Source organism: Glaciimonas immobilis, from assembly GCF_011947285.1.
Lineage (GTDB): Bacteria > Pseudomonadota > Gammaproteobacteria > Burkholderiales > Burkholderiaceae_D > Glaciimonas > Glaciimonas immobilis.
Window position 1 is genome coordinate 112776 of the sequence record NZ_JAAOZT010000005.1, and the last position, 12083, is coordinate 124858.

The following is a 12083-nucleotide window of genomic DNA, read 5'->3' on the forward strand; positions in this document are numbered from 1 at the left end:
TTAATTCTCGTATTTTTTCGCCATTGTGCGGAGCTAATTAGCCTAAGGTTAATCAGCTCCCTGCTTTACAGCGCTTCCATCTCAGCCGAGTACTGCCCGCGCACCGCAGCGCTATTCAATCGTGCACGCAAATACAGCGCCTGCTGCGCGGCCTCTTTATTCGACGCCTCGCCGTGCCATGACTTGATTGCTGAAGATTGCAGCGCCCGCCCGTAAGAAAAACTGACCTGCCACGGAAGCGGGTTTTTGATACCCAAAACATTCATGGCGTTCAAATTCTCCGTGGCCGCAGCATCGGTTTGTCCTCCAGAGAGAAAAGTAATCCCCGGCACTGCCCCTGGAACGGTACGCCGCAAACACCTGAGCGTGGCGTCCGCAATTTGTTGAGGCGAAGCCTGGACTGTGCATTGCACGCCGGGCACCACCATATTCGGTTTCAAAATCATGTATTCGAGCACCACGCGCTGCTTGTTTAACGCATGAAACACGACATTCAAAACCTGTTCAGTGACTGCAGCGCACGTCTCGATTGTATGATCGCCGTCCATTAATACTTCTGGCTCAACGATTGGCACTAATCCAATATCCTGACAAATTGCAGCGTAACGGGCCAAAGCATAGGCATTGTTGGCGATCCCCCCATGCGTCGGAATGCCATTAGCTATCGTCAGCACTGCCCGCCACTTAGCAAAGCGCGCACCCAATTGTTTGTACTCGGTGAGCCTTTTGGCCAGTCCATCCAGCCCCTCGGTCATTTTTTCTTCCGGAAATCCCGCCAGAGGGACGGTGCCGCTATCAACTTTAATACCGGCCAGCATACCTTGCGCCTTTAATAAATCAGGCAACGGCACCCCGGTGGTATTTTGCTGTTTGATGGTCTCGTCATATAAAATCACGCCACTAATAAATTCGTTGAGGCCCGGCGTGGAGAACAAAAGTTCACGATAATCTCGCCGTGACTCTTGCGTGGATGCTACGTTCACCGCGCTGAACCGCTTTTCAATGGTGCCTCCGCTTTCATCGGCAGCGAGAATGCCCTTGCCTGGGGCAATGAGTGAAGCGACAGTTTGCTGGAGCTCTTTTGCAGTTGTCGACATACTTCCTCCAATGGGTTATTTCCGGCGTGGGTAATCCTTTTTATCTCTGGACCCCGTTCTTTTATTTAATGCTACTAAGCGTATTGATTCGGCCATTCACACACGTTTGATGCTTATATACAAGCGCCACTTTTTTAGGTTTTTGCTACAAAACCTGTGCGATTTTCACGGTGACTCCGGCGCAATTCCTCCTTTAGCATTTGCCAAAATCGTAAAAATATCCATCGGCACCGGGAAGATAATCGTGGAGCTTTTATCTCCGGCAATATTAGTCAATGTTTGCAGATACCGTAGTTGCATTGCTTGCGGTTGTTGCGCCAGCATCTGTGCCGCTTGCAATAGCTTTTCGGATGCCTGAAGCTCGCCCTCGGCGTGGATGATTTTGGCGCGCCGTTCACGTTCGGCTTCCGCCTGACGGGCGATTGCGCGAATCATGGTCTCGTTGATATCAACATGTTTTATTTCGACGGTAGACACCTTGATCCCCCAGGCATCGGTTTGCGTATCCAATACTTTCTGGATGTCCAGATTAAGCCTCTCGCGCTCAGACAATAATTCGTCCAGCTCGTGCTTACCCAGAACGGAACGCAACGTCGTTTGGGCTAACTGACTGGTCGCGTCTAAAAACTTGACCACCTGAATCACCGATTTCTCGGGATCGACGATCCGAAAATACACCACCGCATTGACCTTGACTGAGACGTTATCCCGGGTGATGACATCCTGTGGTGGTACATCGAACACCACCGTGCGCAAATCGGTTCGCACCATTTGCTGGATGACCGGAATTAACAATACCAGACCGGGACCTTTGACTTTCCAGAATCGGCCCAGCATAAATATTACGCCACGTTCATACTCGCGCATAATCCTTACCGACGAAATGAACAGCACGCCAATTATCAACAATAAAATGCCACTGAATCCAAATCCGAATGCCCTCTCCATTATCAACCTCCAGGTTCCACCTCATTAATCGGCACCACATTTAAAATCAAACCGGTTCGCGCTGTTACCCGTACCCGTTGTCCTTGCAGTAACGGAAGCGGGCTCTGGGCACGCCAGCGCTCACTATGCACCCGTGCCCACCCCTCATTGATCACACCGTCGGATTGCATATCGCTGAGCATGATCCCTGCGCTGCCGAGCAGTTGTTCGGCTCCGCTCACTATCGGTCGCTTGCGTGATGTCAGGACCGCACTGGACACAAAGTAGATAAAAACCGCTGCAAACGCAGCCAGCCCCACAATTAGCCCCAACGGAATGCCATAACCGGGCAAGTCCGTATCAATTAACATCGTCGCGCCAAACCCAAACGCAATCAGTCCACCTATTCCCACTACACCAAAAGTGGGCAAAAACACCTCCGCAACTAAAAATCCCAAACCCAGCAGAATTAATCCCAACCCGGCATAATTTATAGGCAGCATCTGGATGGCGGACAATCCAAGCAATAAGCAAATGCCCCCGACCACACCTGGCAGTAGAAGGCCCGGTTGCGTGAATTCAACAATCAAACCGAAAACGCCGACCAATAACAAAATCAGCGCAGTCCCCGGATCGGTGATGACCGCCAGGAACCGCGTTCTGTTGTCTGGTTCTCTGGTGAGAATGTTGGCACCCCCAGTGTGTAGTACGTGCATCCCGTTGGCTGTAGTGACCTGACGCCCGTCTAGCTTGCGCATTAAGTCAGGGATATCCTGCGCGGTGAGATCGATCACTTTTTGTGTCAAGGCTTCATTCGAGGACAGGCTGACGGCTTCACGTACTGCGCGCTCTGCCCATTCCGCGTTACGCCCGCGCAGTTGCGCCAATCCACGAATATAAGCTGCCGCGTCCTGTATCTGTTTTCTGCGCAACGTACTCTCGCTATCAGAGGCCAGTTCTGGTGCGGAAGTATTGCCTATCTTTGGGTCAATGTCATGGGGAGCGTTATTGATTGGCGGTCGCCGCGGGGGGCCACCTTGCCCGGAAATTCTAATTTGAACAGGACTGGCAGCACCCAGATTGGTGCCCGGCGCCATCGCCGCAATATGGCTTGCGTAGAGAATATAAGTCCCGGCGCTTGCAGCGCGCGCACCGCCGGGAGCCACAAAGGTAGCTACCGGTATCGGGGAGGCAAGTATCGTCTGAATAATCTGTCGCATCGACATGTCAAGACCGCCCGGCGTGTCCATTTGCAGGACGATTAACTGCGCACCCTGTTTCTGCGCTCGCACAATATTACCGCTAACAAAATCTGCCGTCGCCGGTCCGATCACACCTGTGACAGGTATCACCAAAACCGGCCCCGTGACTGGTATTCCCCGCAACGCTGGGGCTGGGGCGGCATTTGCACACGCAACAGACCCAAGGCTCAACGCGAACCCAATACATAGCACGCCTGCGGATCTTAAAAACATCAACATGATTGCGCGAAGGATAGGTGGCAAATTGTCTTATCTGTTGCGATAAGACCATCGTATGCAAAATAATATCCCAAACTCGAATGTAATTATTAAAAATACACTATTTCCGTGAACTCTACCTGCACCGATAAGTCCTCAATACCATAACTGGTTTGACAATACCTGTACCGGGCATTAATACGCCTTGGTGTTTAGTGCACACATTGGGTTACAAGCCACTACAGTAGTTATTTCTCGATGAGGCGCGTATAAACCCTCATCCGGCCGAACAGGAAGGTACCGTAGGCTTCATTGATGAGGCAAAAGGCACCGGATCTTGAAAAATAGCTTTAGGGTGCAGTAATTTCAGGATGTGCCAGCAATACCTGCGCCGAAAGCGTCCCGTCAGATTGCGCATCTGCATGATAAGAAGACCGCACCATCGGACCAGACGCCACGCGCGTGAAGCCAAGCTTTAGGGCGACAACACGAAGCCCTTCAAATTCGGCCGGGGTCACATAACGTATGACCGGCAGGTGATGCGGGCTGGGCTGCAAATACTGGCCGAGTGTTAGCATATCGACCTGATGGGTCCGCAAATCCCGCATCACATCTTCTATTTCTTCCAGCGTCTCGCCCAATCCCAGCATGAGTCCGGATTTGGTAACGACTTGGGGATGGCGATCCTTAAACCGGCGCAGTAACGTTAAGGAATTTTGATAGTCTGCGCCGGGGCGAGCCTCGCGATATAGACGGGGGATAGTCTCCAGATTATGGTTAAAAATATCGGGTACGGCCAAACCTAGTACGTCGAGCGCAGTATCGATCCGCCCACGAAAATCAGGTGTCAGAATTTCAATCCTTATCTCTGGGCTGAGGGCCCGGGTCTGTTGCATGCATTCAACAAAATGCGCCGCACCGCCATCGCGTAAATCGTCTCTGTCTACCGAGGTAATCACCACGTAGCGCAAACCCATCGCCTTGATGGTTCGCGCCAGATTTTTAGGTTCTTCAGCATCCAGGGGATTGGGACGACCGTGCCCGACGTCACAAAACGGACAACGTCGGGTGCAGATGTCACCCATGATCATAAAGGTCGCGGTACCGTTTTTAAAACATTCGCCTATATTCGGGCAATTTGCCTCTTCACAAACAGTATGCAGATGATTCTGGCGGAGAATATCTTTTAAGCGCAGTACTTCCCGCGTGCCTGTGAATTGGGCACGTATCCAGGCTGGCTTGCGCAGATATTGCCCTGCCTCCGTCGGAATGATTTTGATCGGGATACGGGCCATCTTTGCCGCCCCGCGAAGTTTTTCGCCCGCTTCCACCGGACGCTGTATTACGGTTGATTCAGGCATAGCACCCCCGCTGTTGGTCTCGTTTTAATATTTTTACCCGCGATAGTAGTGCTGGGGTGTGAACGGCATTTTGGTAACGACCACCGGAATTGGTTTGCCGCGCACAATCGCGTGTAGTGCGCTGCCACTGCTGGCATAGGCGGTCTCGACGTAACCCATCGCCACGGGTGCGCCTACTGTCGGACCAAAACCGCCGCTCGTTACTATGCCGACAACATGACCGCTGGGATTAACAATTTCTGCACCTTCGCGCACAGGCACCCTGTCTTGCGGCAACAAGCCAACGCGCTTGCGCGCCACGCCTTCTGCCAGTTGGCGCTGGATAATTTCTGCCCCAGGATATCCACCGCCACGCGGCTGGTCGGCGCGGCGTACTTTGGATAAGGCCCAGACCAGACTTGCCTCTACCGGTGTCGTGCTGACATTCAGGTCGTGACCGTACAGACACAACCCGGCCTCTAGCCGCAATGAGTCGCGTGCTCCTAGTCCGACGGGTGCGACTTCCGGTTGCGCCAACAACAAGCGTGCCAAGGCTTCGGCATGGTCATTGGAAACGGATATTTCAAAACCGTCTTCGCCAGTGTAACCGGAGCGACTAACCACGCAATTGAAGCCCGCGAGCATCACGCTAGAAGTTTGCATGAATAACATTTGAGCCGTTTTAGGGGCGAAGCGCGCTAGTACCTTTGCAGCCTGTGGCCCTTGTAACGCTAATAATGCGCGATTGGTCAACGCTTCAATCGCGCAACTATCCGGCAAATGATGCTGCAAGTACGCAAGGTCCTGGTGTTTGCAGGCGGCGTTAACTACCAACAATAAATGATCGCCTGAGTTCGTTACCATCAGATCGTCCAGAATGCCGCCACTTTCGTTGGTGAAAACTGCATAGCGCTGAGTATTGGGACGCAGGCCGAGAATATCGACCGGCACCAGCGCCTCCAGCGCCGCGGCGACATCCGCTCCGCTCAGGCGAATCTGCCCCATGTGCGACACGTCAAACAGGCCTGCCTGCGTGCGGGTATGCGCGTGCTCTTTGAGGCCGCCCATTGGATACTGCACCGGCATTTGGTAGCCGGCAAACGGCACCATTTTTGCTCCCAATTCAAGATGCAGATCATACAGCGCGGTACGTTTAAGGGATTCTGGCGTGATATCCATAGTCGTTGTCCTTATTCTTTACGAACCTTTCGTCCTGTTATGCGGGCAGGCGGCCCTGCCGCAGATCAAGCGTCGCGCGCCAGCAGTTCCATCAACATTCAATGACGTTAACAGCCAGTCCGCCACGCCACGTTTCTTTGTATTTGGTTTTCATGTCTGCGCCGGTATCGCGCATGGTTTTGATCACATTATCGAGCGAAACATGGTGGCGACCATCGCCGCGCAAGGCCATCCGTGCGACATTGATGGGCTTGACCGAACCCATTGCGTTCGGCACCTCTCCTGGCAAACCCGACAAAATCGCCTTATCGCTGCCATGGCCTTTGCCCGTCCCGCCCGGCGAGCCGTACAAGGCCGATTTAATCGACTGTGTCCGCGCCAGCAGGCCGTTATTTTTAAACCGGTGACAAACAGTAGTGCCGCACGCATTGGTCCGACGGTATGCGAGCTGGAAGGACCGATACCGATTTTTAAATAAATCAAATACGCTGGTAGCCATGGACCGACATTTCCTTTGTTTAGCGCTTAAAACAACAGACTACTGGCACAATCTGGTACACACGTGGTTATTGGTAATCCTATTTGTAATCACTATTCGTAATCGGACATAGGCGGGCAAGAGCACACCAGATTGCGATCGCCATAGACATTATCAACGCGGCCAACTGGCGGCCAATACTTGTTAGTCGTCTTTAAATTGAGAACCGGAAACACCGCCTGCTCTCGCGTGTAGGCGCGATCCCACTCTTCGGTCAAATCGAGCGCTGTGTGCGGCGCGCGCCTTAACGGACTATTGTCGGCCGTCATACGGCCCTCTTCGACCGCCTGAATCTCATGTCTGATCGCAATCATTGCAGCACAAAAACGGTCGATTTCTTGTTTCGATTCACTTTCTGTAGGCTCGATCATCAACGTCCCGGCGACCGGAAATGACATCGTCGGCGCATGAAAACCAAAATCGATAAGACGTTTCGCCACATCCTCCACCGTCACGCCGGTCTTGTCTTTCAGCAGTCGCAGATCGATGATGCATTCATGCGCCACGATACCGTTTTTACCTGCATATAGAATCGGGTATTGGGGCGCAAGACGATGGGCAATATAGTTGGCATTCAGAATTGCCATTTGACTCGCTTGCCTGAGACCGCGCGCGCCCATCAACGTAATGTAGGCCCAACTGATCGGCAGGATGTTTGCACTACCCCAAGGTGTCGCAGCCACCGGTGCAATGCCAGTCTCTAATAACCCATGTCCGGGTAAAAAAGGCGCAAGGTGCGACTTCACGCCAATTGGCCCGACGCCAGGACCACCCCCTCCGTGTGGAATACAAAATGTCTTGTGCAGATTGAGATGCGATACATCGCCGCCGAAATGACCCGGGGCGCACAGGCCGACCATTGCATTCATGTTCGCACCATCGATATACACCTGGCCGCCGTGACCATGAATGATGTCGCAAATTTCACGGATCGCCCCCTCAAATACACCATGGGTAGACGGATAAGTGACCATCAATGCCGCAAGGTCGCCCGCATGCTGTTGCGCTTTGGCGCGGAGGTCGGCCACATCCACGTTACCGTTGTCGTCACAGCGCACCACCACCACTTTCATGCCAGCCATGTGCGCGGTGGCCGGATTGGTTCCATGCGCAGAGCTGGGGATCAGGCAAATATCACGCTGTCCTTCGCCGCGACTTTGATGATACGCGCGGATCGCCAGCATCCCCGCATATTCGCCCTGCGATCCGGCGTTGGGTTGCAATGAAACCGCATCGTAGCCGGTGCACACGCATAACATCTGTTCAAGCTCAGAGATAAGCTGCTGATAGCCCTGTGCCTGTTCGAGCGGTGCGAATGGATGGATCTGGCTAAACTCTTTCCATGTTATTGGAATCATTTCGGTACTGGCGTTCAGCTTCATGGTGCAGGACCCCAGCGGGATCATGGTGCGGTCAAGCGCCAGATCCTTGTCGGCCAGGCTACGAAGATAGCGCATCATTTGGGTCTCGGAGTGATGGCTATTGAAGACCGGATGCGTCAGAAAATCGCTGGTGCGCCTTAACGTCGCCGGAATCCGCTCATCAGCATTGGCCTCTATGGACGCAAAAGATAGCCCTGGATCACCCCTGTTAGAAAAAATCCGCCACAGTGCTTCAACATCCGCTGCGGTTGTGGTCTCGTCGAAGGACACGCCGACCGTATCACTGGCAACAATCCGCAGATTAACGGACTGCGCGCGCGCCGCCGCGTGGATGGCTTGCGTATGGCCAACAGTGCGGACCGTGATGGTGTCAAAAAAATGGGCCGTCAACACTTCATTATTGCATTTAGTCAAACCAGCTGCGAACGTTGCTGCTAGCCGATGTATGCGCTGGGCGATAGTTTTTAAGCCTTGCGGTCCGTGATAGACCGCGTACATGCTGGCGATGTTCGCTAGTAAAACCTGCGCTGTGCAAATATTGCTGGTAGCTTTTTCGCGACGAATATGTTGCTCGCGGGTTTGCATCGCCAGACGATAGGCCTGGTCGCCCCGACTATCGATGGAGACGCCCACCACACGTCCCGGCATCTGTCGCTTATGCGCATCCCGCGTAGCGAAATAGGCGGCATGCGGTCCACCATAACCGAGTGGCACGCCAAACCTCTGAGACGAGCCGATAGCAACATCTGCGCCGAATTCTCCGGGCGGCGTTAATAACGTCAGCGCGAGCAAATCTGCGGCAACGACGACTAGCGCGTCCTTGCTATGGGCGCTAGCAACGGTCGCCGAATAATCGTGTATCTCACCGCCGAGGTTGGGATATTGCAGCAGGATGCCGAAATAATCGATTGCATTGGTGGCATTGGTGGCATTGGTGGCATTGGTCACATTCAGCGCGGTCCGGTGATCACCGACGACGACGTTAATGTTCAGCGGCACGGCTCTGGTGCGCACTACAGCGATGGTTTGCGGAAAGCAGTCTTGCGATACAAAGAAGGTGGTGCTCTTGCTTTTGGAGACGCGCTGACAGAATGTCATGGCCTCCGCTGCCGCAGTGGCTTCATCCAGCAACGAGGCGTTGGCGATTTCCATACCGGTTAAATCGGAGACCATCGTTTGAAAGTTCAGTAGCGCTTCTAAACGCCCTTGCGATATCTCGGGCTGATACGGGGTATAGGCGGTGTACCAGCCGGGATTTTCCAGCAGGTTGCGCAGGATGACGGTCGGTGTGTGGCAGTTGTAATACCCCATCCCGATATAGGTTTTAAAAACCTTATTTCTTGCGGCGATGACCCGCAGCGCGTCCAATGTCTCCACCTCGTTTAGCGCGGCACTCCCAGTCAAAGGCAATGGCGCATCCAGCAAAATCGCTGCAGGGATCACATCTTTTATCAACGCATCAATAGACGCATACCCTAGCGCCTCCAGCATGCTTTGTTGATCTTTTGCGCCCGGCCCGATATGCCTGCTGACAAACGCCGTATGCTGTAACAAATCATCAAATGCGAGCCGTGGCTGAGTCATTATGCTCTCTCGAAATTAGTATTTTGCCAAGCATCTGGGAGTGACGCACTAATCGCCAGAGCCCTACTAGCTTAATCGTTGGCTGGATTTATTGCTTTAATTATTGTGCTGGACGTCCCATCGAACTAAATAGCATGAAACTCGCAGGATCTTTCCCAGGACATTGACGCAATGCAACCCACCACACACGTGCACACGCAACGTCAGCCTAAACCTGCGACGAACGCTTTATAAGCGTCCCCGTCCATCAAGTCCGCCAGTTCCAGGGGGTCGCGCAACTGAAACCTAAAAAACCAGCCGTCACCTAAAGGATCTTCGTTAACCCTGCCGGGCTCCTCAATCAACGATTCGTTGACTTCGGTCACGATCCCGGCGGCAGGCATCAGTATCTCGCTCGCGGTTTTGACCGACTCAATGACGACTACTTCCTCCCCTTTTTTTAGCTCTCTGCCGACATCTGGTAACTGAACGTAGACCAGATCTCCCAAATGATCCTGGGCAAATTCGGTAATGCCGACCGTCACCAGACCGCCATCCTCAACCTTCAACCACTCATGCTGCTTTGTGTATTGCGTCGCACTCATTGCTTATCTCCCACAAAAGTTGGCATTATAAAGTTGGCGTTACCTGATGCCCTTACCCCGGATGTACAGCGCACAGGTCTTACACCACACATAAAATTGTAGAGTTTTTAGCGCCATTTATGCAATCAAATGCGTGGTGCAAAAGTTTGTTCACAACAATAATATATTTAAAAAAATTTAAAAAAATAAAATCCATATCGCTATATTTTAAAAAACAAAGCCAAAAAAATATTTCATTCCTTGTTGCGAAAAACCCAGACACCGATCAAAAATATCAAAGTCACCGCGTTCGACGTAGACTTTGCATGTAACTACCCTAAAAAGGAGGGGTTCCATGGATATTTTTGAGTTAATGAAGCGCTTTGGCGTTCCGCAAACGGTACTACAAAATGGCAATCTTCCAGTGCGCAGTCCTATCGATGGCGCGCTGCTTGCAAACATCAGAACACACAATGCTAATCAGACTACGGCCGCGGTAAATCGTGCACATCAAGCGTTTCTTGCATGGCGTATGGTTCCCGCTCCTCGGCGCGGCGAACTGGTGCGCCTGTTAGGCAATACTCTGCGTGTGCATAAGAAAGATTTAGGTACGTTGATCACCCTTGAGACCGGCAAAATTTTGCAGGAAGGATTAGGTGAAGTACAGGAAATGATCGACATCTGTGATTTTGCAGTTGGTCTTTCACGGCAACTATACGGTTTGACGATTGCGTCCGAACGTCCGGGGCATCGAATGATGGAAAGCTGGCATCCGCTAGGTGTCTGCGGCATCATATCGGCCTTTAATTTTCCTGCAGCGGTGTGGGCGTGGAATGCCGCTCTGGCTTTCGTTTGCGGCAATAGCGTGGTATGGAAACCGTCAGAAAAATCGCCGTTGACTGGCTTAGCTTGCGCGGCCCTATTCGAGCAGGCGTGCGTCGCTTTCGGGGATGCGCCTGACGGCTTACTGGAAGTGGTTCAAGGTGCCCGCGCCGTTGGCGATGTATTGGTTAACGATGTGCGGGTGCCGTTAATTTCTGCCACTGGATCGACCCGTATGGGCCGTGAAGTCGGCGCACGTGTCGCCGAACGATTTGGTCGCAGCATTCTTGAACTAGGGGGCAATAACGCCGCGATAATAGCGCCTAGCGCCGATCTTTCTATGGTGGTGCGCGGGGTATTGTTTGCCGCCGTGGGCACCGCTGGGCAACGCTGCACGACGCTACGTCGACTAATCGTCCATAACGACGTTTACGACACACTGATCCCACAACTCCGACAGGCGTATGGCAATATCAAGATCGGTAACCCGCTGCATGGCGACACCTTGGTGGGCCCGTTAATTGATGTGAAGTCTTTTGACACCATGCAGCAAGCTTTGCACGTTGCACGCAGTCAGGGCGGCAAAATAACTGGCGGTGCGCAGGTGGATGTCGCAGGATGTATGGACGGCTTTTACGTCCGGCCCGCGTTGGTTGAGATGCCGCAGCAGACAGAGCTGGTCCGGCATGAAACCTTTGGGCCGATTTTATACATCTTGCGCTATGACGATTTTGCCGAAGCGATCGCATTACAAAATGGTGTTTCGCAAGGACTATCATCGTCGATCTTCACTATGAATATGCGCGAGGCCGAACTCTTTGTTTCTGCCGTTGGAAGCGATTGCGGGATCGCCAACGTTAACATTGGGCCATCGGGTGCCGAAATCGGCGGCGCGTTCGGCGGTGAAAAAGACACCGGCGGAGGTCGCGAATCGGGCTCGGATTCCTGGCGGGCCTATATGCGTCGGGCCACCAACACTATCAATTACTCAGATACGTTACCGTTGGCGCAAGGCATTGTATTTAACCTTTAAAAGATCATGCATAAAAGAGTGGTATTTTTGGATGTGTAATATTTACCTATTTTGATCTGAAATTTCTGGATGCATTGCTGACGGCATCAATGCATCAATGCATCAATGCACCAATGCGCAAGGCACACGGCACTGCACCAATGATCGCCGCTAGGTTG

At 52.7% G+C, this 12083-nt stretch carries 8 protein-coding genes and 1 pseudogene; 1 reads left to right on the forward strand and 8 read right to left on the reverse strand.

Annotated elements, in window-relative coordinates; translation table 11 throughout:
• Positions 1 to 65: 65 nt before the first annotated feature.
• From HAV38_RS09005 to gcvH, 8 genes and pseudogenes are all read right to left on the reverse strand, one after another.
• Positions 66 to 1097: a class I fructose-bisphosphate aldolase gene (locus HAV38_RS09005; protein ID WP_168054594.1), complete on the reverse strand. Its 1032-nt coding sequence runs from the start codon at positions 1095 to 1097 to the stop codon at positions 66 to 68.
• 165 nt (positions 1098 to 1262) lie between these two features.
• Positions 1263 to 2045: a slipin family protein gene (locus HAV38_RS09010; RefSeq protein ID WP_168054596.1), complete on the reverse strand. Its 783-nt coding sequence runs from the start codon at positions 2043 to 2045 to the stop codon at positions 1263 to 1265.
• A gap of 2 nt (positions 2046 to 2047) precedes the next feature.
• Positions 2048 to 3376, reverse strand: coding sequence for an NfeD family protein (locus HAV38_RS09015; RefSeq protein ID WP_375791697.1), 1329 nt, complete (start codon positions 3374 to 3376; stop codon positions 2048 to 2050).
• 458 nt (positions 3377 to 3834) lie between these two features.
• Positions 3835 to 4845, reverse strand: coding sequence for a lipoyl synthase (gene lipA / locus HAV38_RS09020; RefSeq protein WP_168054600.1), 1011 nt, complete (start codon positions 4843 to 4845; stop codon positions 3835 to 3837).
• 33 nt (positions 4846 to 4878) lie between these two features.
• Positions 4879 to 6003 carry a glycine cleavage system aminomethyltransferase GcvT gene (gene gcvT, locus HAV38_RS09025; protein WP_168054602.1) on the reverse strand — a complete coding sequence of 375 codons (1125 nt, stop codon included), beginning with the start codon at positions 6001 to 6003 and terminating at the stop codon, positions 4879 to 4881.
• 91 nt (positions 6004 to 6094) lie between these two features.
• Positions 6095 to 6502: pseudogene (locus tag HAV38_RS21875) on the reverse strand (serine dehydratase beta chain).
• A gap of 92 nt (positions 6503 to 6594) precedes the next feature.
• A complete protein-coding gene (gcvP, locus tag HAV38_RS09035) occupies positions 6595 to 9507 on the reverse strand; it encodes an aminomethyl-transferring glycine dehydrogenase (RefSeq protein WP_168054604.1) in 2913 nt (970 codons plus the stop codon).
• Positions 9508 to 9710: 203 nt separating this feature from the next.
• On the reverse strand, positions 9711 to 10091 hold the full coding sequence (gene gcvH / locus HAV38_RS09040) for a glycine cleavage system protein GcvH (protein ID WP_168054606.1): 381 nt from the start codon (positions 10089 to 10091) through the stop codon (positions 9711 to 9713).
• A gap of 334 nt (positions 10092 to 10425) precedes the next feature.
• Here gcvH and amaB point away from each other — a divergent pair, with 334 nt between their 5' ends.
• Positions 10426 to 11925, forward strand: coding sequence for an L-piperidine-6-carboxylate dehydrogenase (amaB, locus tag HAV38_RS09045; protein WP_168054608.1), 1500 nt, complete (start codon positions 10426 to 10428; stop codon positions 11923 to 11925).
• The last annotated feature ends 158 nt before the right edge of the window (positions 11926 to 12083 follow it).

What these genes read in the sequence shown, in the direction of transcription:
- HAV38_RS09005 (WP_168054594.1), bottom strand. Translation starts at nt 1,097, where the DNA reads ATGTCGACAACTGCAAAAGAGCTCCAGCAAACTGTCGCTTCACTCATT.
- HAV38_RS09010 (WP_168054596.1), bottom strand. Translation starts at nt 2,045, where the DNA reads ATGGAGAGGGCATTCGGATTTGGATTCAGTGGCATTTTATTGTTGATA.
- lipA (WP_168054600.1), bottom strand. Translation starts at nt 4,845, where the DNA reads ATGCCTGAATCAACCGTAATACAGCGTCCGGTGGAAGCGGGCGAAAAA.
- gcvT (WP_168054602.1), bottom strand. Translation starts at nt 6,003, where the DNA reads ATGGATATCACGCCAGAATCCCTTAAACGTACCGCGCTGTATGATCTG.
- gcvP (WP_168054604.1), bottom strand. Translation starts at nt 9,507, where the DNA reads ATGACTCAGCCACGGCTCGCATTTGATGATTTGTTACAGCATACGGCG.
- gcvH (WP_168054606.1), bottom strand. Translation starts at nt 10,091, where the DNA reads ATGAGTGCGACGCAATACACAAAGCAGCATGAGTGGTTGAAGGTTGAG.
- amaB (WP_168054608.1), top strand. Translation starts at nt 10,426, where the DNA reads ATGGATATTTTTGAGTTAATGAAGCGCTTTGGCGTTCCGCAAACGGTA.